33 protein-coding genes and 1 pseudogene are annotated in these 26,275 nt (G+C 50.7%); 21 read left to right on the top strand and 13 right to left on the bottom strand.

Going from position 1 to position 26,275, the window contains the following annotated elements; translation table 11 throughout:
* Positions 1 to 20: 20 nt before the first annotated feature.
* The 3 genes from ACW73I_RS06945 (at position 21) to ACW73I_RS06935 (ending at position 1,650) form a co-directional block, all read left to right on the top strand.
* Positions 21 to 827: a helix-turn-helix transcriptional regulator gene (locus ACW73I_RS06945; RefSeq protein WP_458028514.1), complete on the top strand. Its 807-nt coding sequence runs from the start codon at positions 21 to 23 to the stop codon at positions 825 to 827.
* Positions 828 to 961: 134 nt separating this feature from the next.
* Positions 962 to 1,387 (top strand): protein tyrosine phosphatase family protein, encoded by a 426-nt coding sequence (locus tag ACW73I_RS06940; RefSeq protein WP_458028513.1) that lies wholly within the window; start codon positions 962 to 964, stop codon positions 1,385 to 1,387.
* Between the two features lie 62 nt (positions 1,388 to 1,449).
* The gene (locus tag ACW73I_RS06935; RefSeq protein WP_458028605.1) at positions 1,450 to 1,650 is read left to right on the top strand and encodes an antibiotic biosynthesis monooxygenase family protein; all 201 of its coding nucleotides are present in this window, start codon (positions 1,450 to 1,452) and stop codon (positions 1,648 to 1,650) included.
* On the opposite strand, the gene ACW73I_RS06930 is transcribed toward ACW73I_RS06935, so the two are convergent.
* Positions 1,610 to 2,662, bottom strand: a complete 1,053-nt coding sequence (locus tag ACW73I_RS06930; protein ID WP_458028512.1) for an IS630 family transposase — start codon at positions 2,660 to 2,662, stop codon at positions 1,610 to 1,612. The two genes, ACW73I_RS06935 and ACW73I_RS06930, sit on opposite strands and share 41 nt — an antisense overlap.
* On the opposite strand from ACW73I_RS06930, the gene ACW73I_RS06925 reads away from it, so the two are divergent.
* The 4 genes from ACW73I_RS06925 to ACW73I_RS06910 all read left to right on the top strand — a co-directional run bounded on the left by ACW73I_RS06925 (position 2,642) and on the right by ACW73I_RS06910 (position 5,187).
* Entirely contained in the window at positions 2,642 to 2,896 is a 255-nt protein-coding gene (locus ACW73I_RS06925; RefSeq protein ID WP_458028604.1) for an antibiotic biosynthesis monooxygenase family protein, read from the top strand. The two genes, ACW73I_RS06930 and ACW73I_RS06925, sit on opposite strands and share 21 nt — an antisense overlap.
* Positions 2,893 to 3,537, top strand: a complete 645-nt coding sequence (locus ACW73I_RS06920; RefSeq protein WP_458028511.1) for a glutathione S-transferase family protein — start codon at positions 2,893 to 2,895, stop codon at positions 3,535 to 3,537. Before ACW73I_RS06925 ends, ACW73I_RS06920 begins: the two co-directional genes overlap by 4 nt.
* Positions 3,538 to 3,785: 248 nt before the next feature.
* Positions 3,786 to 4,406 (top strand): LysE family translocator, encoded by a 621-nt coding sequence (locus tag ACW73I_RS06915; RefSeq protein WP_458028510.1) that lies wholly within the window; start codon positions 3,786 to 3,788, stop codon positions 4,404 to 4,406.
* Between the two features lie 70 nt (positions 4,407 to 4,476).
* The gene (locus tag ACW73I_RS06910; protein ID WP_458028509.1) at positions 4,477 to 5,187 is read left to right on the top strand and encodes an SGNH/GDSL hydrolase family protein; all 711 of its coding nucleotides are present in this window, start codon (positions 4,477 to 4,479) and stop codon (positions 5,185 to 5,187) included.
* Positions 5,188 to 5,323: 136 nt separating this feature from the next.
* Here ACW73I_RS06910 and ACW73I_RS06905 read toward each other — a convergent pair whose 3' ends face one another.
* The 5 genes from ACW73I_RS06905 to ACW73I_RS06885 form a co-directional block, all read right to left on the bottom strand.
* A complete protein-coding gene (locus tag ACW73I_RS06905; RefSeq protein WP_458028508.1) occupies positions 5,324 to 5,881 on the bottom strand; it encodes a class IV adenylate cyclase in 558 nt (185 codons plus the stop codon).
* A 117-nt stretch (positions 5,882 to 5,998) separates the two neighbouring features.
* Positions 5,999 to 6,406, bottom strand: coding sequence for a DUF7768 domain-containing protein (locus tag ACW73I_RS06900; RefSeq protein WP_458028507.1), 408 nt, complete (start codon positions 6,404 to 6,406; stop codon positions 5,999 to 6,001).
* A gap of 100 nt (positions 6,407 to 6,506) precedes the next feature.
* Positions 6,507 to 7,202 carry a CTP synthase C-terminal region-related (seleno)protein gene (locus tag ACW73I_RS06895; RefSeq protein WP_458028506.1) on the bottom strand — a complete coding sequence of 232 codons (696 nt, stop codon included), beginning with the start codon at positions 7,200 to 7,202 and terminating at the stop codon, positions 6,507 to 6,509.
* Positions 7,174 to 8,052: an alpha/beta fold hydrolase gene (locus tag ACW73I_RS06890; protein WP_458028505.1), complete on the bottom strand. Its 879-nt coding sequence runs from the start codon at positions 8,050 to 8,052 to the stop codon at positions 7,174 to 7,176. Before ACW73I_RS06890 ends, ACW73I_RS06895 begins: the two co-directional genes overlap by 29 nt.
* Positions 8,053 to 8,127: 75 nt before the next feature.
* Positions 8,128 to 8,529, bottom strand: coding sequence for a GFA family protein (locus tag ACW73I_RS06885; protein WP_458028504.1), 402 nt, complete (start codon positions 8,527 to 8,529; stop codon positions 8,128 to 8,130).
* Between the two features lie 87 nt (positions 8,530 to 8,616).
* Between ACW73I_RS06885 and ACW73I_RS06880 the strand changes: the two genes are divergently transcribed.
* The gene (locus tag ACW73I_RS06880) at positions 8,617 to 9,564 is read left to right on the top strand and encodes an IS1595 family transposase (RefSeq protein WP_458028503.1); all 948 of its coding nucleotides are present in this window, start codon (positions 8,617 to 8,619) and stop codon (positions 9,562 to 9,564) included.
* A gap of 70 nt (positions 9,565 to 9,634) precedes the next feature.
* Here ACW73I_RS06880 and ACW73I_RS06875 read toward each other — a convergent pair whose 3' ends face one another.
* Genes ACW73I_RS06875 through ACW73I_RS06855 form a run of 5 tightly spaced genes read right to left on the bottom strand, consistent with a single transcriptional unit; the run spans position 9,635 to position 12,299 of the window.
* A complete protein-coding gene (locus tag ACW73I_RS06875; protein ID WP_458028502.1) occupies positions 9,635 to 10,216 on the bottom strand; it encodes a transglutaminase-like domain-containing protein in 582 nt (193 codons plus the stop codon).
* A gap of 16 nt (positions 10,217 to 10,232) precedes the next feature.
* Positions 10,233 to 10,799, bottom strand: a complete 567-nt coding sequence (locus tag ACW73I_RS06870; RefSeq protein WP_458028501.1) for a hypothetical protein — start codon at positions 10,797 to 10,799, stop codon at positions 10,233 to 10,235.
* 46 nt (positions 10,800 to 10,845) lie between these two features.
* Positions 10,846 to 11,169 (bottom strand): EthD family reductase, encoded by a 324-nt coding sequence (locus tag ACW73I_RS06865; RefSeq protein WP_458028500.1) that lies wholly within the window; start codon positions 11,167 to 11,169, stop codon positions 10,846 to 10,848.
* Positions 11,170 to 11,176: 7 nt separating this feature from the next.
* Positions 11,177 to 11,866 carry a class I SAM-dependent methyltransferase gene (locus ACW73I_RS06860; RefSeq protein ID WP_458028499.1) on the bottom strand — a complete coding sequence of 230 codons (690 nt, stop codon included), beginning with the start codon at positions 11,864 to 11,866 and terminating at the stop codon, positions 11,177 to 11,179.
* A gap of 37 nt (positions 11,867 to 11,903) precedes the next feature.
* A complete protein-coding gene (locus ACW73I_RS06855; RefSeq protein ID WP_458028498.1) occupies positions 11,904 to 12,299 on the bottom strand; it encodes a DUF4260 domain-containing protein in 396 nt (131 codons plus the stop codon).
* A gap of 173 nt (positions 12,300 to 12,472) precedes the next feature.
* Between ACW73I_RS06855 and ACW73I_RS06850 the strand changes: the two genes are divergently transcribed.
* The 9 genes from ACW73I_RS06850 to ACW73I_RS06810 all read left to right on the top strand — a co-directional run bounded on the left by ACW73I_RS06850 (position 12,473) and on the right by ACW73I_RS06810 (position 20,078).
* The gene (locus ACW73I_RS06850; RefSeq protein ID WP_458028497.1) at positions 12,473 to 13,183 is read left to right on the top strand and encodes an autoinducer binding domain-containing protein; all 711 of its coding nucleotides are present in this window, start codon (positions 12,473 to 12,475) and stop codon (positions 13,181 to 13,183) included.
* 109 nt (positions 13,184 to 13,292) lie between these two features.
* Complete coding sequence (locus ACW73I_RS06845; protein WP_458028496.1) at positions 13,293 to 13,691, top strand: hypothetical protein; 399 nt, start codon at positions 13,293 to 13,295, stop codon at positions 13,689 to 13,691.
* 366 nt (positions 13,692 to 14,057) lie between these two features.
* Positions 14,058 to 15,779, top strand: a complete 1,722-nt coding sequence (locus ACW73I_RS06840) for a transposase (protein WP_458028495.1) — start codon at positions 14,058 to 14,060, stop codon at positions 15,777 to 15,779.
* Positions 15,780 to 15,869: 90 nt separating this feature from the next.
* A complete protein-coding gene (locus ACW73I_RS06835; protein ID WP_458028494.1) occupies positions 15,870 to 16,442 on the top strand; it encodes a hypothetical protein in 573 nt (190 codons plus the stop codon).
* Between the two features lie 69 nt (positions 16,443 to 16,511).
* A complete protein-coding gene (locus tag ACW73I_RS06830; protein WP_458028493.1) occupies positions 16,512 to 17,294 on the top strand; it encodes a hypothetical protein in 783 nt (260 codons plus the stop codon).
* A 200-nt stretch (positions 17,295 to 17,494) separates the two neighbouring features.
* The gene (locus ACW73I_RS06825; protein ID WP_458028492.1) at positions 17,495 to 18,001 is read left to right on the top strand and encodes a hypothetical protein; all 507 of its coding nucleotides are present in this window, start codon (positions 17,495 to 17,497) and stop codon (positions 17,999 to 18,001) included.
* A gap of 242 nt (positions 18,002 to 18,243) precedes the next feature.
* Positions 18,244 to 18,681, top strand: coding sequence for a GNAT family N-acetyltransferase (locus tag ACW73I_RS06820; protein WP_458028491.1), 438 nt, complete (start codon positions 18,244 to 18,246; stop codon positions 18,679 to 18,681).
* Positions 18,682 to 18,768: 87 nt separating this feature from the next.
* Positions 18,769 to 19,368 (top strand): DUF6624 domain-containing protein, encoded by a 600-nt coding sequence (locus ACW73I_RS06815; protein WP_458028490.1) that lies wholly within the window; start codon positions 18,769 to 18,771, stop codon positions 19,366 to 19,368.
* Positions 19,369 to 19,445: 77 nt separating this feature from the next.
* The gene (locus ACW73I_RS06810) at positions 19,446 to 20,078 is read left to right on the top strand and encodes an HAD-IA family hydrolase (RefSeq protein ID WP_458028489.1); all 633 of its coding nucleotides are present in this window, start codon (positions 19,446 to 19,448) and stop codon (positions 20,076 to 20,078) included.
* On the opposite strand, the pseudogene ACW73I_RS06805 reads toward ACW73I_RS06810, so the two are convergent.
* A pseudogene (locus ACW73I_RS06805) lies at positions 20,062 to 20,250 on the bottom strand (IS1595 family transposase); the annotation flags it as partial. The gene ACW73I_RS06810 and the pseudogene ACW73I_RS06805 overlap by 17 nt on opposite strands.
* A gap of 64 nt (positions 20,251 to 20,314) precedes the next feature.
* Positions 20,315 to 20,920, bottom strand: a complete 606-nt coding sequence (locus ACW73I_RS06800; RefSeq protein ID WP_458028488.1) for a TetR/AcrR family transcriptional regulator — start codon at positions 20,918 to 20,920, stop codon at positions 20,315 to 20,317.
* Positions 20,921 to 21,033: 113 nt separating this feature from the next.
* Here ACW73I_RS06800 and ACW73I_RS06795 point away from each other — a divergent pair, with 113 nt between their 5' ends.
* From ACW73I_RS06795 to ACW73I_RS06780, 4 genes are read left to right on the top strand one after another with little or no spacing between them, the layout of a single operon-like run.
* Positions 21,034 to 21,663 carry a glutathione S-transferase family protein gene (locus ACW73I_RS06795; RefSeq protein WP_458028487.1) on the top strand — a complete coding sequence of 210 codons (630 nt, stop codon included), beginning with the start codon at positions 21,034 to 21,036 and terminating at the stop codon, positions 21,661 to 21,663.
* On the top strand, positions 21,660 to 24,032 hold the full coding sequence (locus ACW73I_RS06790) for an efflux RND transporter permease subunit (protein WP_458028486.1): 2,373 nt from the start codon (positions 21,660 to 21,662) through the stop codon (positions 24,030 to 24,032). Before ACW73I_RS06795 ends, ACW73I_RS06790 begins: the two co-directional genes overlap by 4 nt.
* Positions 24,029 to 24,829: an outer membrane lipoprotein-sorting protein gene (locus tag ACW73I_RS06785; RefSeq protein ID WP_458028485.1), complete on the top strand. Its 801-nt coding sequence runs from the start codon at positions 24,029 to 24,031 to the stop codon at positions 24,827 to 24,829. Before ACW73I_RS06790 ends, ACW73I_RS06785 begins: the two co-directional genes overlap by 4 nt.
* 13 nt (positions 24,830 to 24,842) lie before the next feature.
* Positions 24,843 to 26,189, top strand: coding sequence for a DUF1302 family protein (locus tag ACW73I_RS06780; RefSeq protein WP_458028484.1), 1,347 nt, complete (start codon positions 24,843 to 24,845; stop codon positions 26,187 to 26,189).
* Positions 26,190 to 26,275 lie beyond the last annotated feature (86 nt).

The raw sequence follows: 26,275 nt of genomic DNA, 5'->3' as shown, positions 1-26,275 counted from the left end.
GATTGATAAACCAGTACAAGATGATGATTTATCCTGGTATAAAAGGCACCATGAGTGAACCCGATCCCAAACGCCTGCTCGGCGCCTTTATCCGCGCTCACCGCGAAAGACTGCCGCCTAAAACCAGTGGACGACGGCGCACGCCTGGCTGGCGGCGTGAAGAATTGGCCGAGGCGGCGTTGGTCAGCATCACTTGGATCACCTGGTTGGAACAGGGACGTGACGTGGCGGCTTCACCGGCAGCCTTGTCCCGCTTGGCCGATGCGTTGCGCTTGACGCCGGCGGAGCGAGCCTCGCTGTTCGATCTGGCTGGCAAGCGAGATCCCTTGGCGGCGGCCGAACCTCAAACCGAACTGCCATTCGACTTGCTGGCGTTGCCTAGGCACTTCAGCGGACCGGCCTATCTGCTGGATGCTGGCTGGACGGCCAGGGCCTGGAACGCGGCCGCCGCTGAATTGTTTGTCGGCTGGCTCGATGCGGAAAGCCGCGAACGCAATCTTTTGCGTTTCGTGTTTTTGGAGCCCGGCGCCAAAAAATTGCTGGCCGACTGGCCGGAGCGTGCCCAGCGGTTGGCGGCCGAGTTCCGCGCCGATTTCAGCCGCCGGCCTACGGACGCGGCGTTGCAGGCCCTAATTGACGCGTTATCGTCCGGCAGCCCGGACTTTGTGCATTTTTGGCAAGAACAAGCGGTATTGCACCGCGAGGGCGGCGAGCGGCGTTTTCACCATCCGCAACGAGGCGTGCTGCGTTTCATGCAAACCACGCTACTTGTTGCCGCGCAGCCGGATTGCAAGCTCGTGTGTTTGCTGCCGTTATGCGAGAAATGAATGGGTGGTTTGAAGCAAACGGCAGTAGAGTTTGTTAACGCCATATTTGACGCGGGGCGGTTGGGTACAAATCACAGACATTTCTAGTATTTAGCATAATGCTTGGAAATCTTTAGTGTCGTTTGAGGAATCCAATGGCTGTTGAAGACATCACAAATTACATCCTAGTATCGAATCGTATCGCGTCGTCGGGGCAACCCAACTCGCTACAGTTCCATGACATTGCCGAAGCCGGCTATCAGGCTGTGATTAATCTAGCAATGCCGAATTCGGAAAACGCGATTCCAGAAGAGGGGAATATCGTGTCTTCTCGAAATATGGCATACGTGCATATGCCTGTGCCTTTCAACGAGCCGAGCCTCGAACATTTAAAAATGATTATCGGAATTATGGAAGCGTTATCGGATAAGAAAGTATCGGTTCATTGCGTAGTCAATAAACGCGCATCGGCATTCCTTTATCAGTATCAGCGGTTGGTTCACGGAAAGTCGCATGAAGAGGCGGTAGAGGCTATGCTCCCGGATCAGGTGTGGAAACGGTTTATGATGCTAAACGTTTGAGCCAGCCACTGCGTAAGATCGATCATCGGGCATTTTACTTTTGTTGTGGCGACGTAGTTTTCATGATAGATATGCGGAATCTTTTTTATGTTTATTCCGCAATGATTCTGGAAATCGCCCAACTGAAGATTCGCCCCGGCCAAACCGTAGAGTTTGAAAACGCGTTTAAGAGAGCGCAGACTATTATCGCATCCATGCCGGGGTATATTATTAACAAGGCCCTTAAATACCCTGTGCTGCATACACAGCTGACGGATGTCTGAAATAAGAGGAAACATGCTCGGGCAAGTTGGCAATTCGATTCATGAAAGCCATAGCCTTTGCCAACAAATCTTCTGTGGTTCGGCTAACCGGACCTGACCGCAAGGCGGTTTTGAAATCGCGGTTGAGATACTCGTCAGGATTGGACTCTGGGCTGTAAGGTGGCAGAAACGCCAGTTCGATTCGATCTTGTTTATCCTTGAGCCACTCAGTGACCTGCTTGGCATGATGAACGCGCAGGTTGTCGACGATCAGAATGACCTTACGGTCGCGCCCTTCGATGAGTCGCTCGAGAAACGCAATGAACCGTTCGTTGTTAATCGAGCCTTCGACGATCTGGAAAACCACTTCGCCGCGCGCGGAAATGGCTGAAATCATGGATAGTTTGCTCCAGCGGGTCGGTGTTTTGATGACCGGCGTCTGTCCTTTAGGTGCGTAGCCCCGAATCCAATTGGTATCTTCCTTGACCGCGGTTTCATCGCCCCATAGCAAACTGGCGCCTTCGGCTTTTGCCTTGGTTTGTAACGCCGGATAGGTAGCCTCCAACCATTCGGTGACCTTGGCGGGGTCTTGCTCCAGCGCTTTTTTGATCGGGCGTTGTGGAGTAAAGCCCCAGCGTTTCAAATACTTGCCGATCAACCGATCTTGCAGTTCGACACCAAAGCGTTCACGAATCAACTCTTTGATGGCCGGCCGTGTCCACAGTGCAAACGGCAGTTTCAGCTGTGCCGGGCACTGATCAATGATTTGATCACGCACCCAGCATTCATCCGTCATCGTCAATTTTCGACCTGTACCGAAACGGCGGCCTCGGCGTTTTTCTTCCAGCATACCCTCACCGGCAAGGCGGGCTTTTCTCAACCAGTCCTCTATCGTTCGTTGATGGGCGCCGGCAATCTGCGCCAGTTCCTCGCAACTCATGCCGGATTGTTTGCGAAGACGAAGGACCATTTGCCGCAACAAACCACGCCCTTCCACTGTTAATTTTCGTGCATCGATTTTTTCATTTCTCATGCGCTATTTTACCAGATTAACAGGGTATTTAAGGGCCGGGTTAATAGTCACGAACTGCGACGATGTATTGAATCGAAAGAACACTATGTTTTGCTTGTGCGTTGGCAATCTCTCGAAGCCCACGAACATGGCTTCCGTCAGTCGCCGGAGTACCAAGAATGGAAGCGTATGCTGCACCATTTTTACAATCCGTTTCCCACCGTATTGCACTATGAGGTTGTGCCAGGAATATGATTAAACTTTGGGGAAGGCGTAACGCCTACAATGTTCAAAAAGTAAGTTGGGCTTTAGGCGAACTCGATTTGCTTTATGAGCATATCGAAGTGGGTGGCGGGTTTGGCGGTCTCGACCAAGCTGATTTTTTGGCGATGAATCCCAACGGGCGTATCCCGGTTCTGGCCGATGATGGTTTTGTGATCTGGGAATCGAACAGTATTGTTCGCTATCTTTGTGCTACCTATAGCCAAAATCATTTATGGCTGGAATCACCGGCAGAGCGTTCATTGGCCGATCGCTGGATGGATTGGGAGTTAGCGACATTTCAGGACGATTTTCTCGATTTGTTCTGGGGTTTTTACAGGACACCTGAGGTACTACGAAATCAGCAGCGGATTCAACAGGCGGCGGAGCGGTGCGAGAAGCATTTGGCTTTATTGGACGCGCATCTGGCTTCGCAAGCTTTTTTGGCCGGCGACGCATTTACCATGGGCGATATTCCCGTTGCGACTTCGCTTTACCGTTACTTTGAAATGGGCGTTCCTACCCCGGAAATTCCTAATGTCAGACGATGGTATCAGGCACTGACCAAACGCAAAGCTTACCGCGAGAATATTATGGTCCCATTCAATGAGCTTTATGGGCGGCAAACGTTTTAATCCGAGACATTGGAATTTTGACAAAACCGGCCCTTAACTACAGACCTCTTCCAGAAATGGCGAGATCAAAGCTCGTACCGAGAGCGGCCTTTACGCCGTAAAAATAAGGCCAAGGTTTGTGATCATGAATTTATTTAAGATTGAAGTAGGATGAGAATCGCGCCAAACAATGTGCTTCACCCGAGCAAAAACCATTCTGAAGTTTTAGCCGGGTGGGCTTGCCGTTAGAAATGTCAATGGTAGGGATCATGAACGAATTTTTTGTTTCTGCCTTTTTCTTTGGGTTAGCAGCCGGCCTAAAACCAGGCCCTCTTGGGATTGTAGTGATCCAGCAAACTCTTTCGCGTGGATTACCAAGCGGTATTCGTGCAAGTTTGGCTCCGCTGATAACCGATGGACCAATTATTCTCGCCGCATTGTATTTCCTATCGCAATTCAGGAATATCAATCTCTTTGCCGCGGCACTCAGTCTCATTGGAGGCGTGTATTTGCTTTGGTTGTCATGGAAAATGTTGCGTGTCAGGAATATCGCCATCATGTCCAAATTGGGTGTCCGCCATTCACTGGGCATGGCGGTTAAAGTCAATCTGCTAAATCCTAGTCCCTATCTCTTTTGGTTTACAGTAGGAGGCAGTTATATTATTCGAGGTACTACCCCAGAAAGCATCGTGTTTGTGATTACAGCTATTGGAACACTCATCGTTTCAAAGATTGCGGTTGCCGTGCTTGCGGCCAATTTTCTTCCATCTCTAGAGAGCCGTGGGTATCTAGCAACAATGAAAGTTCTGGCGGCCATGCTCGCCGTCTTTGGAGTGCTTTCGTTATCCACGTCTTACCAATTGGTGACACTGAATATCTATAATTTCTAACACATTGCTCAAAGGGATGTAGCGCTTGGCTACACACCCTTTAGCTCGGCATCAGCCGACCGTAAAAGATATGAATTACTACATTGCACTAGCTTTACTTTGGCCGCTTTTCTACCTTCAGGGAAGGTTTGTTCGTTGGTTTACGGCACAATTACCAGAGCCTGATGGTGAGCGGGCTGGGCAGGTGGGTGAGGGAGAAGAGCTACTTCTTCTCATTACCGGAGATTCCGCGGCGGCCGGGGTTGGTGTTGGGCATCAGCGTCATGCCCTTTCAGGAAGGCTGGTATCTGCTCTCAGTGCTACAAGGTCAGTTTCTTGGCGGCTGTTGGCTCAATCGGGAGATTCATCATCTCGGCTATTGGAAAAGTTGACGGAAGCACCGGCAAATCGCGTTGAAATTGTGGTTGTATCCATAGGCGTCAATGACGTTACATCGCTAACAAGTTGTGGTCGCTGGGTTACAAATTTGCATGCTCTTGCGACTTTGCTCAGAGCTAAATTCGGGGCAAAGCAAATATATTTGTCCAGCATTCCACCGATGCATCTGTTTCCCGGTTTACCAAATCCATTGCGGTGGTGGTTGGGTCTCAGGGCGAGACAGTTCAACGAGCTTATGCAAGCGGTCGCTGAGAATGAGGTCGGTTGTATGTTTGTGCAAGTTCCATATCCTCTGGATCCAAGCTACATCGCAGCCGATGGGTTTCATCCTGGGAAATTTACATATAAATTGTGGGGGGAGCATATCGCGGAAATGATTCAGATCAGTGCAACAGTTGGCTAGCAGCATGTCGCCAGGCGCGTTTGATTCGCTGCGAATCTTTGCTGACCCCCCAAGCTACGTGGTCGGTAAATATGCAAATTATTGATGGGCGGAAAGTTCAGGCATTGATTGAATCAAGAGAAACATAGTAGCTCACTTAACGTGCGCTCCGCGAATGCCCGTGTTGAACACATTTTGTATATCCTGAATTGTTCAAGAGATCAATGTACGCACCTTCGATTAGTTGGGTTGGTTCAATGCCAAATATGTCGATGAGTTGGTGTGCGACTGCTATGCCTTCTTGTGTAGACTCATCCTCGGAAAGCACAACTTCAAGCTCAAGAAAGTCTCCGAGTCCATTTACTCTATCAAGGTGAATGCGAGTTCTGCCAATAAGATATAGCCTTCTACGCTTTAGTATACGACCAATCTCACCGTAAGCGAGTGAAAGGGCTTCGCGTAATGTAGCGGGTTCTGTTGTTTGGGAACGAACATAGAATGATTCTTTGGGTCCGGCCTGATCGGAACGCTTATAGAAGATAAGCTCACCGAGGCTTTCAGAGAATGCACGGAGTTTCAATCGCCCTGATTCGCATTGAAAAAAAGTATCGTCTTGGAAGATTTCGGTTGGTCCCATATCTGCAACTTTGACCACTTTGGGCTCCAAAGTTTCGACACTCTCGATATATGCCTTTATTTCAATATTTCTAGCCATAGTTATTTACTGAAATTTTAATGCCGAAGTACTGAGAGATGCGTGGTTTTTGCATATAGCCCCTGTTGACTACCAAGTCAGGGCAAATGGATTTATTTGGTACATGCTTACCACTTATTAAATAGAACCCTTGTACTGCCTGACGTTATCTTCAAAGATCAGGTCGTACTTGGAAATTTCCTTTACCTCCGCTGGGAGCTTGGAAATATCGAAAAATCTCACCGGTTTCTTGTAGTCCTTGAACATCTGAATTTCAGCGAGGACGCCATCGCTAATTTCCCCATATACCCATAGCTCGTCACATCGCTTCAAGAGATTGTTATTCCCGCATCTAACCAAGTCTCTGTCGACTAGTTCGTAGAGGAAATAACCAAACAAGTTGAAAGGGTTGACTGGGACAACACCCTGTTCAAAAGCGTGTTTACAGATCAGCATGCGTTGGTGAAAGTTTTTGCAAGATTGAGCCGTAAATACAACTTTTTTGTCTTGTTGAAGGTCTTTTGCAATGTGGTCAAATTCTTCCATGTGGATAGTCTCAATAAATGTGGAAATGATGCAGGCTTGCTTCCTGATGAAAGGTTGAGAAAAGCGAAACGGCTAGCACCGAAGCGCTCCTCTCTGCCTGTTATATTTCGGAATCAACGGCTGTCTCCAAGAATGCAGTAACGAGGGGGTGAGGCATATCAGGCGTAGAACGTGCCTGCGGTACAAATAGCGTTCCAATAAAAAACGGGTGGCCGGGATGCTCAATGACACGGACTTCACTTTCGGCATCCGAGCCGGCGATGTGCAATGGCCCTTGTTTCAAATCCCGGATGAAGTTTGGATTGACGCCGAAATTGCAGTAGTAATGTTCCGTTGCGAACAAGCGGCCATAAATCTCAGCGACCTGCGACCCCGGTGCGAAATTTAGTCGCATCTCGCGGCCCGCAAGTGAACAGGCCAATTGCGAAATGAAGAGTTTCGAAGCGTACGGATCGTATTCCGCATGTTGAGCATCTTTGAATCCAAGGACATTGCGAGCGTATTCGATGACGATGTGCTGGAATCCGCCGCAGGTGCCAAAACAGGGGATGCCATTTTCCCGTGCGTAACGAATCGCCCACAACGTTTTACCCATATCTTTATAAGGGCTTCCCGGTGCAACCCATATGCCTGAATAACGCTGAAACAGCTTCGGTTCGATATCTGCGGTAGAAATCCAGTCCACCGAGATATCCGCCTCTAAAATTTTTCGAGAATGCTCAAGCGCCGCATTGGTCGAGGCGTGGGGCGCGAACGTCGACTGGTATTCACCAAGAATGGCAATCGAAGTGGTCATTGGCTTTTATTACTTGCTGATTCAATTTGTTGATCGTCAAACATATCTTTTGGTTTACGCGATAAAGGCATGAGTAATGGGAAAGTCCGTCCATAATTTCTATTTTTGAACAGTTTGGCAGAGCCGACTTCAAGAAAATAGCCATCGAAACCGGTGACCAGTTATCTTTCGAACCGTGCCAAACATAGGCATTGGCGGTAATATTAGGCAACAACTCTTTCCAGGGTCGAACATAGGCCTTGATGTCGCGTACATAGGCTTGCGGATGACTAAAACAGGTTTTCAATCCCTGGCTAATAGTCGACCGGAACGCTCTGTCGGCTACCAGTGTTCTGTCTTCGCCGGCAGCGCTGGAAAACAGTGCTCGAAACAACAGACTTGGGAAAATCTGTACAAGAAAGCCTTGCAGCCTGGTTAACAGTAGAAAAGCGAATGGATTATTTCGAGCGAGTCTGAAAACGGCTTTGCCCGCCATCGAATCAATAAAGCTGTCCGCATCCAACGGCGCAGCAGCGGAAACCAAGTGCAGGCTACGCACCTTGCCGGTCATGGTTTGGCAAACTTGCATGGATATGAAAGCGCCAATCGAAAAACCGATAAAATCGACCGGTTTGCCGGCGACTCTGTCTGTAATTTCTTTTGCTATGTAACGGTAATACGCGTCACCGTCTAAATGGGGATCGATTTGCGACCGGTCGTAGCAAATGATGCTCAGGTCATTTGCCTTGCCATAACGATCGAAGACTTGACCTTCTTCAGCCGACCCAGGTGTACCATGGAAGTAGATGACCGGATGGCCGTCGACCGCTCCGAACTGGCGATATTTCGTTATTTGGTTTAATGACGGCATGAAGACATCTCGTTATTTAAACACCACTGGATTCTGATAAATCGTTTTGCTGTGTTCATTCGATACGGCCTTACCTTAGGAAAATTCTTTCCGTTCAAGGGCTGGATTCACGTAATCCCAGGGTTGATGACTCGCGGTCCAAAATACCTTTAGCGGTTTAAACACAGCCGGGTTATCCAATGTGGCGGCGTGAAAAAACAGCATGCCCGGATATCCAGCGGATTTTTTTAACACCGGATTGCCGCAATTTGGACAAAATCCGCTGCTGATGGTGTTTCCGCTGTCGGCAGTCAATTCGTAAAAACTCAGCGATCCTGAAAGAATCGTGTCGTTGTCAGATGCTACAAACTCGGCAGAATGACCCGTTCCGGTGATTCTTTGGCATTGCCTGCATTGACATAAAAAAGCTAAGCGTGGTTCGGATTTCAATTCGTATTGAACCGCCCCGCACATGCAGCCGCCTTTATATTCACTCATTTGCTTTCCTGATTACTCACGACCCTCAGCAACTTTGTAGCTCACAGGGGGTCCAATGAAAGCCTTGACCAGACAGGAGATCGCGCCATGAAAAAGAATCCGATCCAATTTCAAAAAGGCTTCAGTTTGACCGATTTCATGAATCGGTATGGAACAGAAACTCAATGCGCCGAAGCCCTGTTTCAGGCCCGATGGCCATGTGGTTTTCGATGTCCTAGTTGCGGCGGCCATCGGTTCAGTCTGGTCAAAACACGCAACTTATACCAATGCGCGGCTTGTCATCATCAAACCTCGCTGATCAGCGGGACGCTATTCGAACAAACCAAGTTGCCGCTCACAGTGTGGTTTCTGGCGATCCATCTGCTGACGCAAGCCAAAACCGCCCTATCGACCTTGGCTTTGAAGTGCCAAGTTGGCGTTTCCTACAACACCGCCTGGAGCCTCAAGCATAAAATCATGCAGGCCATGAAAGAGCGGGATGACCGCAAACCGTTGGCTGGCATCATTCAACTGGATGATGTCTACTGGGGTGGCGAGCATCGAGGCGGTAAACGCGGGCGTGGCTCGGAAAACAAGACGCCGTTTGTCGCGGCAGTGGCTCTGAACGAAGATCATCATCCGATTGCCATGAACTTGAATGTCGTCAAAGGCTTCCGCAACAGCGAAATCAAACGCTGGGCCGGCAAACATCTTGAGCCCGGTAGCTTCGTGTATTCGGATGGTCTAGCCTGCTTTTCCGCTGTGCTTGATCGCGGCTGCCATCATTACACCATTGTCACCGGCGGTGGCCCCGACAGTGTGACCAAAGAAGAATTCGCCTGGGTTAACACCATGATCGGCAATGTGAAGCGTTCAATTAACGGTACTTACCACGCCATCAATCCCAAACATTTACCTCGATATTTGGCGGAGTTTTGTTATCGCTTTAACCGTCGATTCGATCTGAAAGCTATGATGCCTCGGTTTCTGGTCGCGGCGGCCAATACGCCACCTATACCGGGCAGGCTGCTTAAATTGGCTGAGGCTTATGGGTAATCAGGTTTGCTTTTGCTGCTGTTGTTAGTTGAAAAATCCTAAAGACTTGTTTGCCGCTATTTGCCCAAGCCTATTGGCTTGAATCAACAAAATCCGGTAAGTTTTCATAAACCCCCTCAACGGTATTATTTTCAGTTAGTGCTTTCACAACCGTCGGCAAGGGTTCAGCCCAAATTCCGGGAATATCTTGCTCGTGCGCATCGACAAGCGGAAACGCCAACTTTTCGATGGGCGGACAAAATTCGGCTACGACACCCGGCTTATTGCCGCGGGCATCCATTCGATACCAGCCATGTTGTTTCAGGTAAACCGCGTTCAATCCATGCAAGCAATAAGGCGGACCGGATGATTCGACCGTTAGTCGTTGGTAACACAGTCCCGCCGGAACTTGATTAGCACGTAACAGTGCGGCCAGTAAATGACTTTTGGCATAGCAATAGCCTGTGCCGTGGATTAATACATCCGAGGCTTTACAAGTCACAGGATTCTGCCGGTAATCCCAGCTATGTTTGATGTCGTCTCGCACGAATTCAAAACAGCGCTTGGCAATTGCCTCATCGCTAACACAGCCGGTAGCCAATTCGGCGGCCTTGGCCATGAGAAAAGGATGCTGCCAGTCGATAAACTCACTAACGCCAAGATATTCGGTCATGTTTTTTATTGTCAATTTAGAGAGCCGAACCCACTGCATCTTTGAGTGGGCTATTGGAATTATGCCTATACCAGTTATTGAACTGCTGACGATACGATTCAAATGGTTCATGCAGTTCTGATCGTGGATCGTTGCTAAGTGAATAGGCCATACCCTCAATCAACCAGGGCTTAGCCATCCAGCGAACCAAGCTACCGAAGGTTTCAGCCTGCCAATGATGGATGAGTTCATGTGTCACATAGTGTTGTTGCCATCCTCGCGGAGCCATCACGATACCGAAATTGCCAAAAGTGAACCCAGCCCTATTGGATAGCCCGAATGCAGACCGACATTTCTCGGTACTGCAGAAGATTATCTTAGGCTCATCAATAGACAGACCCCATTGCGCTGCTAGAAAGCTTTTCGATTCGTTGAGTAACGACACCGCCTCAGCAAGCCGAGAATAATCGTCCACACAAACGTTATGTTCGCTGCAATTGACACCAAATGCTTCTGGAATCAGCACGCGAACGGGTTTGATAAGCGTAAACGCAGTAATCGGTAACAACAGGACAATCGCAACAAGCCATTTAATGAATTTCATAGGCAATTTCTGCACAGCTACTGCAATCATAAAAATGAATCTGGCTTTATCGAGCAATCAGTACGTCGCTGATCTGAATGACCGGCTCGATGTCGGTGTAATTGGCCATGTCGCCTTGCAGCTTTTCCGCGTGCGGCATAAATGCCGCCATGAAGTCCTCCACGGAATCAAATAGAAAATGGCACATCACCGCATAGGCAGCTTCCGTTCCAGGGATGGCGCCGGCTAGTCCTCGATCAATCGAAACGCCTTTGTAGCCTGGATGAGCGCTGAAGATTTCTAGCGCCATCGGAATGTGTGTTTCCAGATAATACTGCAGGTCGAAGCGGGCATCCGGTTTGTTGGGATACAAAATACTGATTTTTATCATTGAGGCCTCATTTGGATACATGTTTGATGACTAACATTTGATTACCGCCGCGTTGAAATTCGTAAGCAACGTTTTTGGTCTGTACGGCAAAGCCACGGCGGCTAAAGTCTTCGCTTATCACGGAAAGGTAAGGTGACATTGATCCATCCAGCGCAAGCAGTGGGAATATCCGTACCTCGCGAGCAACACGCAACATTTCCGCTATCGCTTGCCGGTGAAAATCGGCAGATAAGTGCGCGCTATACAAAAACAGGAAATGTGACGACAGGGCAATATCGAACTGTTCATTTGTAAAAGGCAACGAGGGTAATTCCCCGGCGACATATCGGCCTTGCTGCTTGCCGTGCTCGAAATCGGCGAGAAACGCATCCATGGCCGACATCCGAATCTCGCCAAGCCGCTCTATCGATGGAATGACATCCCAAACAAAATTGTTTTGATTTTGGCGAACCTGTGCCATCACAATTTCATAAGTTTCTGCAATTCGGTTTTGAAGTTGCTGGGCATCAAACATGTAAATCGGATCCACTGAAACGACTTGGCCCTCTTGCTCGGTCAGTTTGGTATTAAATCCTGCCGGGCCATCGCCGCAGCCTAGAATGCGACAAGCCAAATCATCTGTAGTCAGATCAAACATGCTGACGTATTCGGCGTATGAGCGTCCCCAGGGTACGACCTTGTCGAGAGTAAAAGTCATGGTGTTCCTAAAGTCTGAACAAACTACGCTTATTGCGTTATTTCTGGCTGTTAACAACAAATCGCCCGATACGGCCAAGATGGGTAAAACCAAATCCATCCGGGTACTTGAGTCCATATCCCAATGCCCGATCAAAACCAATGTGCGCGCACCAAATTAATCCGGCGCCCTGAAAAGCGGGAAAGCTGGCAACTAAGCCTATCACCAGGCAGGTTATTGCCCCGATATAGGAATGCGTGGCGTTATAGCTGATGGCCCCGGCCTTGGCACCGGCGAAATAACCGAGCAAAGCAATATCAGGCGCCAAAAAGTAAAGTGCAAAACTGCTCCAGTCCAAGCCCAGCTTGGCATAAGCGACACAAGCAGCAATCAATACGAAAACACCTTCAAGTCGCAGCAAAATACGGACATTACCAGTCGTTTCGCCTAACATATAACTCCTGCTGTTGAGAGTGGTAGTATAAATATTGGGATTTTATTAGACCTCTTTTAAGACCCTGTAACAACTGTCAGTATTGACAGGTTAAAGCACATGACCTATGCGGAATAATAATTTTCCCAGAAATGATTCGACGTATTGAATCGGATAAATAAACCTGGATACCGATGAAATCTTGGCAAGAAAATCAACTTCAAGCATTGCTGAATATCGATTGTGAGCATCAGCTATTTCAAACCTTGCTTTCTTTAAGCAGAGAATTAGATTTCGAATATTGTGCTTACGGTGTCAGGTTTCCGTTGCCGATCAGTAATCCAAAAACCTTTATGGTCAATAATTATCCGGCTGCGTGGCAAGCGCAATATCTAGCCGAAAACTATTGTGCAGTTGATCCCACGGTCAAACACGCTTTACGTTCGCAGCTACCTCTTCTTTGGTCAGACACTTTATTTGCTTCAACGGCAGAACTCTGGGAAGAAGCGCGCTCGTTCGGGTTACGCTATGGCAGGGCTCAGTCCATGCGAGACACAAATGGGGCGACAGGCATGTTAACCCTGGCAAGATCCAATGAACCACTGACTGAAACAGAACTTGCAGCCAAACGTTTTAAAATGGCTTGGCTTACCCAATCGGCGCATTTGGCCATGTCACGCTGCTTGTTGCCAAAATGGGCACCAGTGGAAAATTTGAAGTTATCCAATCGAGAAATTTCTGTTCTGCGTTGGACAGCGGATGGTAAAACAGCAAACGAAATATCGAGCATCCTTGGTATCAGTGAACGTACCGTCAATTTTCATATCAATAACGTCATTACGAAATTAAATACGACCAACAAAACGGCGGCTGCGGTTAAAGCCGTAACGTTTGGATTGTTGTAAAGGCATAACATTATTAGCTCGATTGGTTTCAATAGGCCAAATATTCAGTTTAAGCAACGCTAAAAGCCAAAAGCCGTCTGTTGTATCTTGCGTACGATTGGTGTGATGTATGCACTTCTTCGATTGCGCTTCCCGCAATCGAGTAGAAGAAGGCCATTGGAACGCGCCTGCGAGTATGCGAAGTCCAGCGGTATGGACTTGGAACAAGTCGATAATTTTGCGTTTGATTTGGCAAACTACCGCTTCCTGTGCCGTTAGCTTTGGCGCATTGGAAAAATTCATTCCTGCATTGACATCGCAAAATAGTCAATCGGCAGATAATGCGACATCCCGAACCGCGCAAGCCTTTACCTCGTCCGATCCAGGCTTAGCTCAGGCCTCGTACCGTGTCGGTCATCCCTATCAAGGTGCCAAATGGGAAACTGGGAACAGCGCCGCAAAAGACTCCGATAATCAACCTTGGCAGCACCTCAGTAAAACCGAGCGTAAACAAATCATGGCAGCTTAACAACTGGCATTACTACATTCGGCCGACGGTAACCTTAACCTCATTGACCAAATGTCGCGCTTGTCCGAACTCGCCAAGATGCAGCAAAATCCGGCTACCGAACCTACCGAGTTAGCACAATTGCTTGCCAAAACAACGACTATCGATACGCGGGCTTAGTTTAAGCTATCGCCCTGATATTTTGACGCGGCTTACGGCAAATTCTTGCCGATTGTTAAGTTCATTGGACGGAGTGATTCTCTTTGTGCGCTGGTAATTAGAGTCTGCTCAGTAAATATAACTCATTGTTTATAAAAGAATATAGTTGGATTCTGGTGTAATATTCTGCAAGAAAAAAGCCGACTGACCCTCAAAAACCGTGCAGCAATGATACGAACCACGAGCTCGAAACAACTGACACTAGCCGAATTCGACTGGCCGTTTGATACGGCGTTGGATAAACATAACCGCTGGGTGAAACTGAGCGAGTGTATGCCCTGGGATGAACTGGCGGAGAGCTATTATCAAGGGATGCGGGCGGACCGGGGCCGGCCGATGAAAGACGCACGCCTGGTGATCGGCGCAGTGATCATCAAGCACAAGCAGTGTTTGTCGGATGTGGAAACCGTGCTGCAAATCCAGGAAAACCCATATCTGCAATACTTCGTTGGCTTGGCCGGTTACCAAGCGAAGGCACCGTTTGCGCCGTCGTTATTGGTCGACGTTCGCAAGCGTATGGGTGAAGCCGTATTCGAAGGTTTCCATCGGGCCATTATCGCGGCGCACGAGGGCCAAAAACCGGCACGGTCTGAAGCGGAAAGCCCAATGCCAGCCGAGTCGGAGGCGGAACGGCGCGAGAATCCGAATAGCCCTTTCGCCGACCGATCCGAACAGCAGCCGGATGACCCATCGCCGACCGCGACGCCACTTGCGACGGATGTTGTGGCGCAGTCCGAGTTAGCCACCGTTGATGTTCCCGATACCACCGCCCAAGACCAGCCTCAAACGGCAGCGGGCCAGGAAGCGTGCGTCGTACCGACGATCGCCCCACGCGGTCAATTGATTCTGGATGCCACCGTGGTCGAACAAGCCATCCGCTTTCCCACCGATTTGAGTTTGTTGAACGAAGCGCGCGAATTGACCGAACGGATCATCGATACCCTGTGCAAGCGGCTGAAGGTGGCGGACAAACCTAGAACGTACCGTCGCAAAGCCCGCGCCGCCTATTTGGCCGTCGCCAAACAAAAGCGCCCCAGCCGGAAAGTGCTGCGCCGAGGCCTCAAACAACAACTACAGTATTTGCGCCGTAACCTGGGCCATATCGAACACCTGTTGGCGCCGATCACGGCAGGCACGCCGCTGCCGTTACCCCGCTGGCTGCTGCATCGCTACTGGGTAATCCAGCACCTGTATCAGCAGCAGAGGGACATGTATCGAACCCGGACTCGGTGCTGCGACTACCGTATCGTTAGCATCAGCCAACCTTATGTGCGGCCGATGGTGCGCGGCAAGCTGGACAAGCCGGTCGAATTCGGCGCCAAACTCAGCGTCAGCTTGAACGGCGATGGCTTGGCCCATGTCGACCACCTGCGTTGGGACGCCTTTCACGAAGGCCTGGATCTGGTCTCGCAAATCGAAGCCTACCTGGCACGCTATGGACACTACCCGGAACGGGAGCTCGCCGATCCGATCTACGGTACCCGCGCCAACCGCGACTACCTGAAACGGCACGGTATCCGCTTTGCCGGCAAACCGCTCGGTCGTCCCAAACGCGAAACCGAGGCCAACCGAGAGCAACTTCAGCAAGAAAAAGCCCAACGCCGGCAGGAATACCTGCAACGCATCCCCATCGAAGGCAAATTCGGCCAAGGCAAAAACGGCTACCGGCTTAACTACATCCGCGCCAAGCGTGCCAATACCTCGTTCGCCTGGATCAACACTATCTTCCTGGTGATGAACCTGCTGGTCCTGGAAAGGCTCTTTTTTGCGCTCGGTTTGGAGCGGCTTCCAGGTTGGATACGCGCCGTCATGCGGATGTCGCAACCGTGGATTGTGAAACGCCGGAGTGATGGCAGTCCGATCACCAGTCAAACTTGCTACGCGGGTTGATTTACTGAGCAGACTCTAATTAGGGTGATTGCTAGATGGCATAAGCATTGCTTAACGTTAGAACAAGCAGATTTGCCATAGGAGACGCCGATGATATCTACCATTCATGCCTTAGCCAACCCTTCCTCAACAAATTACGCTACGTTCAACGCGCGGCGGGCCTTGCAAATGCCCGATAACCCACGCAGTGGGGTTACGCAGGACACTGTCAGCATCAGTGACGCCGGTCGGCAAGCGTTGACAGCTGAAACCGACACTCAAGCAAATGCCAGATTCCAGCAGCTCATGGCCGAAAAAACCGCTGGGCAAAATTTTCTGCGCAACGCCGCTTTGGCGAATCCACGTTCCAGCGATTTCGAGCAATTCGCCTACGATTTAGCGCACGATCAACTATCAGACGGGCAAGGCGGGGGCGGCTTGATTAGTTTGGGGGCAACGCCGAACGATCCGCTTCATTACACCAGTGGTGAATTGGTTACCGAGGAAAGCAAAGCTTACTTTACGCAACAGGCCAGCCAATACCGGCACGCGGCCAGTAAGCTTTACGATTCAGCCAAGGCAGCCGGCATCAGTGCCGGCGAGATCGTCAATCGGCTATACGACTTGCAAGGGCAACAACCGGCTCGATTCCGGGCCATGATGATGTGGCCGCCCGCCGGCTGATCCTTGCCGACCGCGTGTGACGGTCAACTGAGGATTTCCATTGAGACGGTAATTCACAAGGAGTTTGCTATGAGTATTCAAAACGTCAACAACACTACGCCAAACGCCATTCGGCAATGTCATCTGATTCAGAGTCCGGGCACGAATTTTTTCACCGACTTTAAAGCCGCATATGCATGCTATCAGCCGGCATCGTTAAGCGATGCTCCGGCGGAAGCAAAGGCTAACCAATCCGCTACCAGTTTGTCGGATGTGATGGGGTTAACGTACACCGAAATGGCTGCGGTTCGAGGCACGAGCGTCTATGATCAAACGGCTTATGCCGCGATTCTGAATCGCGCTTACAGTCAAGGCGGCATGGACGATCCGGTCGGGTTTTTGAAAAGTCTGACACCGGAAGAACAAGGTGTGGTACAGCGCTCGCATAGTCTGGCCGATACCTTCGATACCTCGACAATGAGCAAGGAAGGCGCTTACAACCTGTTGCTGCCGGAAGGCTATCAAGTGGATTTCGATCACGATGGCATACAGGAAGTCGGCGCGGCTAAAACCATTACGTTTCCGCCGCTCGATGCGCCGGAACAAGTCAAGCAAGCCTGGCTGACAGCGACTCAGGACATGGACGAGGGCGACATGATGACCTATCAGCTTCGGATGCATACCATGCTGTACGGCATTAACGTTAACGACCAAACCAGCAAGGCCTTGGCGCCGACCAATCAAATCGACAGTTACCGTGAGGGGGTCGATAAATTTCTGGCTTGGCTGGAATATGCCAAAGCATCCGTGTCAGCAGATCAATATGCACGCGACAAGGCGTTTTTTAGCGATATGAAACGGCTATTGGCGTAAGCGCCGGTCAAGGCAAAGTGCAATCGAATCAATTGAAATCGGCAAAGCGGCAAATTATGGCCGCTTACTATTGAAGCTAGCCACAAATGCCGGCAAACCGATGTAGTAATAAAACGCCATAAAAGGGTTGGTTTTTATGCCCTTAAAATTGTTGACTGATTGTATATGTTTATCCCACTGACTTGCCTAGGAGAAAATTTATGTTTATCAATGCGGCTTCAAACGTCAATTATTTACATGCAACTGAATTTGCGCGGAATCATCAAAATAAAACAACGGATAATCCTATTAACGCCAATACAGGTACAGGCGATACAGTTCATATCAGTGATGAGGCGTATCAAGCCTATGCAGCAATTCAGTCTTCGAATTCCTCCATTACTGTCAATCTGGATACGAAAACGGCTGCTAAATACGCGAAAGAACTTGCAGGCCGTACAGACTTGCAGAGGGTCTATCCGAATGTTAGAACGGGTGTTGCAACGGATAGTTCCGGAAATCCAGTGACAGACGCAAGTAGAGCGGCATTTACACAGTTAGCTTCTAAAGTTGCTGCAGGTCGGTTGGAAGTCTATCAGGCGGGTATGGCGTCAGGAAAGACACTTCAGCAAATTTTAGCGGACATGGTCGGCTATATGGATCAACAGTCACCTGGTTATCTGAGCCAAACGAACTGGCACGAGGCAAGGAGCGCTTTTCTCGGATAGTGGTATTTTCGGTTTAACAGCGTCAGCCCGATAATGAAAAAACCTCCGGCTATCCAGGATTAGTCTTCTTGCATGCGACCACATTGGAAACGCCGGAATTGTTCAATCGGGAAAAAGTTTTTTGGTGTTCAAGTGGTCAGCCCGGGATTACGTGAACCCCAAACTGGAAATGGTGCCATTAACGTTGTTCAAAGGGACGTTCCGCTTCGCTACCTGCTCCTTAACTTGTGAGGTGTAATGCGATGATCGGTTACCAAATTAGATACGGTGAACCGCTCGATGAAGAGTGGCTATACGATCTGTACTGTAGAACAATGCGATCATGTATCGAGGCCACTTGGGGCTGGAACGAGTCCTTTCAACGAAATGGATTTTGCGGGAACTTACACCCTGTGAAGTGGAAAATAGTCAGTAGTAGAGGCGAGCAGGTAGGAGGCTTTGTCTTAAATCAGAATCTCGACCACTTTTGGTTGGAAATGATCATCATCAAACCGGAGTGCCAGCGGACAGGCATAGGCCAAAAAGTAATAGCACACCTTCAGGATGTCGCTCGCAAAAGCTCATTGCCTTTAAGACTGAGCGTCATTAAAGCCAATCCGGTCAAGCCATTTTACCTACAGTTGGGCTTTAAGCAGTTCGATGAAGATGACGCGTTTTACAAATTGGAATGGAAGCCATGACTGGGTAATTCAACTCGGACCAAGTAACCTGCTACGGGATTTTTGTATCCGGTTATTTGCCGGGTTAAGCAGTTTGTAGGAGTGGCTATGGATTCGACTAACCGTCTTGGACAGCAACTTGTTACACTCGCGGAAAACGATCTTGCCGTAAGAGAAGTCTTAGCCAGCGATGGCTCTTTGTCCCGTCATGGTTACCGTCCCCGCATGGAAGCCGTCCACATACACAACGCCACTTGTCTTGCCGAAGTCATCGATCAGCATGGCTGGCCCGGAGAGAGTCTTGTTGGAGAACGCGGTGCATGGGCAGCTTGGCTCATCGCGCAGCATGCCATTGGTAATCCTAGGTTTATGCGGCAGTGCTTGTCTCTACTGAAAATGGCAGCCTCAGAAGGCGAAGTGCCTGCTTGGCAACCGGCATTTCTCGAAGACAGGATTCGCATGTACGAGGGCCGGCCACAACTATACGGAACGCAATTTCAGCCGGGAAAGGACGGTCGTTTTGTTTCCTACCCCATTGAAGACCCTGAGCACGTGAATGATCGGCGTCGCGCCATCGGACTCGACACTATAGAGGAGCGACTGGCTGAAATCGAGAGGCAAAGTGCGCATGAAATGGTTTCATTGCCGCCGGATTGGGAGCGCGAATATGACAATTGGCTCATTGCGGTTGGTTGGCGAAAAAAGTAGTACCAATCTTATCATTCCATCGGACGTTCTATAAAAACAGCGTATCCCCGTAAATTTATATGAAGGAAACTCAGTCAATGAATGGACTCTGTGTAATTTTTGATTTGGATGGAACGCTGGTAGATAGCGAGGCGCTTTGCAACCAAGCGTTTCTCGATCTACTTCCGCAATTGAATGAGACCGTCGATGCTTTGATGTTGCGCTATCGCGGCAAGAAGTTGGCCGCGATTCTTGCCGATATCGAAAATCGCCTCGGCCGGAAGTTACCGGAAGCTTTTGAACAATATTATCGTAAGCGTGTTTCGGAGCTGTTCTGTTCCGAGTTAAAGCCCATGCCCGGTGCTATCGAAATGCTGGACGCTTTAAACTTGCCCAAGTGCATCGCCTCGAGCGGGCCGATGCCGAAAATCCGGCAGTCGCTGGAAATTAGCGGCCTCGCATCCTATTTTGGTGAAAACCTTTTTAGTTCGTATGACGTTGGTTCATGGAAGCCGGAACCGGGTTTGTTCCAACATGCCGCCAAGGCGATGGGCTTTGCGCCTGCTCAATGCGCGGTGATAGAAGATAGCGACGTTGGGATTGAGGCAGCGATGGCTGCAGGTATGCGAGCATACCGATATGTGCATAATGGGAGTGTTTCATCGTGCCCTGGGCAAAGTATCGTGTTTTTTGACGATATGTTACATCTTCCCCAATTGCTGTCATTTTGATGAACAGAGGGTGCCCATCCTGATCCAGTGAAACCGCTGCCACAAAGGGTACTTTATTCTCTGAGCCACGAGTGGCTTTGTCACCCGTCAGTTCGCCACAGAGATAGGCATCGTCAATCTGAACGTGCCCATCCAGGCTATAGAGGGCATTGCGTTCAGCCATCGTTCGGATCTAGTTCGATAAATTCGGCTGCCTGTGCCCATAACGGTCTAGTCGTATTATGTATGGAGCCGACTCACTTCACCCGCATCGATTCCAAGTATCGCTTGATCTCCTCGCCGCAACCGACATAAACGGACTTGTCCCGTTTGTTCTTGGTCATGCCCAATGCGCCTTCCATTGCGGAAATCAGAAACATTGCGCTTTGTTTGCAATCGACCACCGGGTCGACGATGCCTTGTTGCTGGCCTTGCTGCAAGGCTGCGGCGAAGGCGTCGCGCCAGAACTGAAAAAAGCCTTGGATCCGTTCTCTAAATCCGGCGTCGATCGGCGACATTTCCTGAGCCAGGTTGTTTAAAGGGCAACCGAGGCTGAAAAATTCGTCGGTCCAGACTTTGCCGATGCGTTCGTACATCGTCTGTAAACCCGTTAGCGGATCGTCGTATTTTTTCAGAGGATCGATCCAGAGCCTCCTGATGCGTTCTTCGATCAATTCTTCCAATACCGCATAGCCCAAAGCTTGTTTACTGGGGAAGTGGTGGTACAGCGCGCCTTTCTTCAGCCCGGTTTTGTTCAGTACTTGATCTACCCGCAAGCCTTGGTATCCGTACCGGTGCATTTCCTCGAAGGCGGCTTGAAGGATGCGCTTACGGGTGTTTTCCGGATTGCGTTCGACAGTCATGTTGTTCTCTCAAAAAATCTTAGGGTAATTATAGACAGACCAGTTGGTCTGTGCTAATGTTTTTTGCAAACAGACTAGTTGGTCTGTAATTAGTTAAAGCGAATGGGAGATAGATGATGATCGAGTTATATACGGCGCCTACGTTCAACGGACAGCGGGCGTCGATCATGCTGGAAGAAACAGGTTTGTCTTATGTCGCGCATTGCGTCGAGCTGGCGGTGGGCGAGCAAAAGAAACCCGAGTTTTTGCAACTGAACCCCAGCGGCCGGATTCCGGTTTTAGTGGATTACGATAACGCGGAAGCGGAGCCTTTGGTTCTGACCCAGTCGGTGGCCATCGTGCAATATCTAGCCGAGAAAACCGATTGTCTACTGCCGGCTTCTGCAATGGAACGCGCCAGGGTTTACGAATGGATGCAGTTTCATGCGGTAGATATCGGCTCGTCCTTGTTCATGGCGTTTTATCTGAGACGTTTGTGTTCACCACGCCAATACGAGGCCGCAAAGCGCATTAACAAGCGTACGTTAGACTTATACCGCCATTTCGACGATCGCTTGGCGGAACATGAATTTCTGGCGGGGGCTGAGTACAGTGTCGCCGATGTGATTGCGTTGCCGGCTGCGTTGTGGAAGGAAGAACAGCTCACTCAATACCGGCACTTGAACCGCTGGATGCAGCAACTCAAACAGCGGCCGGCGGTGCAACGCGGCATGGCCGTACCGGGTGCGGGAGATGTAGCATGAATGCCAACATCACTTTACCTCGCCGTTTTTTTATGGCCGTCACGGCCAAACCGAAAACCGTGATTGTCCTAAGCGTGCTGGTTTTCGTGCTGTTTGCGATTTGGTTGCCGCGCATGCAAAAAGATACCAGCGCCGATGCATTCATCCCGCCGGATCACCCTGCCTTGCAGTTGCGTGACCGCACCAAACGCTTGTTCGGCTTGGAAGATCCGCTGGTCATTGCCGTCGTCAACCAAGGCGAGCACGGGGTATTCAATCCGCATACCCTGAGCTTGGTCAAATCCTTGACCGAAAAGGTCAAAAAGCTGCCGCAAATCGATCCAGAGCGGGTGACCAGTCTGGCTACCGAAAACAATATCATTGGCACCGAAGACGGCATGTTGGTCGAAGCGTTTTTCGAACAGACGCCGTCCGATCAAAGTCAAGCCGATCGTATCAAAGCGGCGGTGATGGATTTCCCGCTCTATCTTGGCAGCCTGGTAGCCAGGAACGCACAGGGCACGTTGATCGTGGCCGAGTTGCACGATCAGAAGTCGGCCGAACAGGCGTATGCGGCATTGTCGTCGCTGATCGAGCAGACGTCGCTTGCGGAAGGCGAACAACTTTATGTGGCTGGCGAAGGGGCGGTTTCGGGTTATATGGGAGCCTATATCGATGCCGATGCGGTCCGGCTCGATCCAATGGCGGCATTGATTATTTCGTTGGTCTGCCTGCTGGCTTTCCGCACCTGGCGCGGCGTATTGATCCCTAATCTGGTGGTGCTGGCCACGGTGGCCGGCGCATTGGGTTCGATGGGTGCCTTCGGCGTCAGTTTCTTCGTCATCACCAACGCCTTGCCGGTAGTGTTGATCGGCATTTCGGTGGCCGATTCCATTCATATCCTCAGCGAATATTACCAGCGCATGGCGGAACAGCCGGGCCGCGACGCCCGCACATTGGTCGTGGACACCATGGTGGCCATGTGGCGACCGGTGACGCTGACCTCGTTGACGACGATGGCCGGATTCTGGGGCATCAGCCTGGCTTCGACGATGCCGCCGATGCGTTATTTCGGCGTATTCGCCTTTGTCGGGGTCGCGGTAGCTTGGGTTTATTCGTTGCTGGTGGTGCCGGCGCTGCTGAGTCTGCTTAAACCCAAGCCCAGCCGCGCGTATCGGGCCGGACACGGCGTCGACGGCTTCGGCAAAGCCTTGACGCGTCTGGGAAGCATGGTTGTACGTTTTCCGAAGAGCATCATCGTCCTGACATTGATCGTCGCGATAGCCGGCGCGTTCGGTGCGTCTCATATTCAGTTGGATCAAGACCGGATGCAGACCTTCGATCCGGCCGAGCCTTTGTCCATTGCCGACAAAGTATTGAACCGGCTGTTCGACGGCAGTAATTATTTGGACATCCTGATCGAAACGCCTAGTAGCGAAGCGCTATTCGAGCCGGACAACCTACGCCGCATTGAAGCGTTGCAGGTGTTTGTCGAAACCTTGCCCCACGTCGGCGGCAGCGTATCCATTGTGGATTATCTGAAGCAGATGAACCGGGCGCTGAACGAAAGCCGCAGGGAGGCCTACCGCTTGCCGGACGATGCTGATTTGGCGGCGCAGTATTTTTTGTTATATAGCGCCAGTGGCGACCCGGACGATTTCAAAGAGGAGGTCGATTACGACTACCGGCTGGCCAACGTGCGGGTGCGCTTAAACGACGGCCGTTATTCGGTGAAAAAAATCGTCACCGAACGAACTCAGGACTATCTCGACAACCGATTCAATACGCCCGACATTCAAGCCAGCTTGAGCGGCCGGGTGAACGTCGATTACCACTGGATCGAACGTTTGGGCCAAAGTCACGCTTTTAGCATAGCTATATCGCTGATCTTGGTTTGGTTGATGGCCGCTCTGAGTTTTCGTTCGGTCGTTGCCGGCACGCTGGCGCTGTTGCCGGTGCTGGTGACGATATTGATGATATACGCGGTGATGGGCTTTAGCGGCATTTGGCTGTCGATCAGCACCTCGATGTTCGCGTCCATCGCGATCGGCCTTGGCGTCGACTTTTCGATTCATACGCTGGAACGCTTGCAAACCCTGGTCGGCCGTGAGCGGCAAAGCCTGGATCAAGCCATCTTGAATCTGTACCCGAACACCGGTCGCGCGCTGTTCTTCAATTTCGCATCGCTGGCGTTGGGTTTCGGGGTGTTGATGGTTAGTAAAGTCGTGGTGTTGCAGGACTTCGGTTTGCTGGTGGCGGTTGCCATCGCCACCAGTTTCCTCAGCAGCATGACCTTGTTGCCGGCCTTGGCCAAACTCTTCGCACCTAGATTCCTATACGCAGAAACCGCCGCTATTCCCTTAACTCAACAAACAGGAGAGTCAATATGAAACGCCTACTATCGATCGCGCTGCCGTTAACCATGTCGATTTACGCTGGCTTAGCCGTAGCCGAGCTACCGAGCGGCGACGAGATCGCCAAGCATATCAACGCCCGCGACGAAGGCGAGGCGGTGTCCAGGTTGTTGACGATGGAATTGACCGATGCGGACGGCAAGACCCGGGTCCGTAAAACCAAGGGCTTTCGTAAATACTACGGTGCCGAAAAACGCTCGGTCATTTATTACCTGGATCCGGCCAATATCAAGGGCAGCGTATTTTTGACCTACGACTATCCGGAAGCCGACCAGGATGACGATCAATGGCTGTATTTGCCGGCCTTGCGCAAGGTGCGGCGTATTTCGGCGTCCGACCGCGGCGACTATTTCCTCGGAACCGATTTCACTTACGAGGACATCAAGCTGGAGAGCCGGGTGTCGCTGGCCGATTACACCCGCAAGACTGTGGGCGAAAGCGAGGTAGACGGCGCACACTGTCTGTTGCTGGAAAGCGTGCCAGTCAGCGAAGCGATTGCCGAGGAATTGGGTTATGGCAAAATCGAGCAATGCGTAGACGATACGATATGGATCGTGCGCCAAGCCAAAATGTGGGACCCGCAGGGCAATCCGTTAAAGACTATCCATTTCTACGATATTCGCCAGGTTCAAGGCATTTGGACCCAGCACGAATTCGAGGTCGTCAACCATAAAACCGGCCATCGCACCCGATTCGTGTTTTCCGACGTGAATTATGCCGACGGCGTGGACGACAGCGTATTTACCCAGGAAGCGATGAAGCGCGGATTGTAAAAGGGACGTAGGCATGCCGGACCAATCGATTGGTGTTTCCACATGCAGACTCAGGGCAATCTCGGCATCGGTTATCGCGCTGGTTTCGGCGCCGGCACTGGCCGCAGATTTCGACGCGTCGATTAAAGCCACCGGCCGTTGGGCCGTCAACACCAACAGCGGTGACAGCCAGATGTTGAATTTGACCCTGAAGCCCGAGTTCGACCTGAAATTCGACAACGGCTGGCGATTGAAATCGGTGTCGCGCTTGCACACGGAAGCTATCGCCGGCATGCAAATCGCCGACTTGGAGCGTGACGCCTACAGCCCATACAGCAAGCCCGCTCTGCTGAACCAAGCAACCGATATGGAACTGCGCGAATTCAGCTTGCAAGGCCAACTCGGCGATACCTATTTGATGCTGGGTAAACAACAAGTGGTATGGGGCAAGTCCGACGGGCTGAAGGTGTTGGATATCGTCAATCCGCAGTCGTTTCGGGAGTTCATACTGGAAGACTTCGAGGAATCGCGCATTCCGCTGTGGACGGTCAACATCGAGCGCCAGTGGCAGGATTGGAACTTGCAATTCCTGTGGATTCCGGACCAAACCTATCATGCCTTGCCCAAACAGGACGCGACCTTCGCTTTTAGTTCGCCGGAACTGGTGCCAATCGCGCCGGCTGGCGTCAATGCGGTATTGGCAGCGGCGCAACGCCCGGATAACGTGATTTTAGATTCCGACGTCGGCTTCAGAGCCTCCACTTTTTGGCAGGGCTGGGATATCACTTTTAATTATTTATACCAGTACAACAATTCGCCGGCGCTGATGCAACGGCTGTCGCTGATCGACGGGCAACCGGTGGTTACCGTGACGCCGGAATATCAGCGCACCCACGTGTTCGGTACGACATTTAGCAATGCGTTCGACGATTGGGTCGTGCGCGGCGAGTTTGCTTACTTCAGTCGGCATGCATTCATAGGCCGTGACTGGCGGCTGAACGATGGCATCGTACAAAGCCCGGAATTGCAATATGTACTGGGTCTGGATTGGAACGGGCCAGCCGACGTACTGTTCAGTGCACAATTCATTCAAAGCTGGCTGATCGAAGATGCCGGGCTGAGCACGCGCGATAAGCTGGATACGACCATCACCGGCCTGGTCCGGCGTGATTTTTTGTACGACACGCTGACCGCCGAAGTGCTGGTCATCGGCAATGTCAACGATTTCGACGGCATCGTTCGTTCCAAGATCAAATACCAATGGCAAGACAACGTCACGACCTGGATCGGCGCCGACATCTTCTACGGCGACCGCCTAGGTCGCTTCGGCCAATTCGATGGCAACGACCGAGTCGTGTTTAGCCTGGAAGTCGCGTATTAAGCTAAAAACATCAATCACCCACGGAAAGCGTAAAGTACGCTAATTAGACAATGCATTGAAATGATAACTATTCCTACGAGCAGCAG

It is taken from the genome of Methylomonas sp. MgM2 (assembly GCF_054172045.1).
Note: the sequence above shows the minus strand (reverse complement) of the source record. Positions and strands in the feature narration are given on the sequence as shown.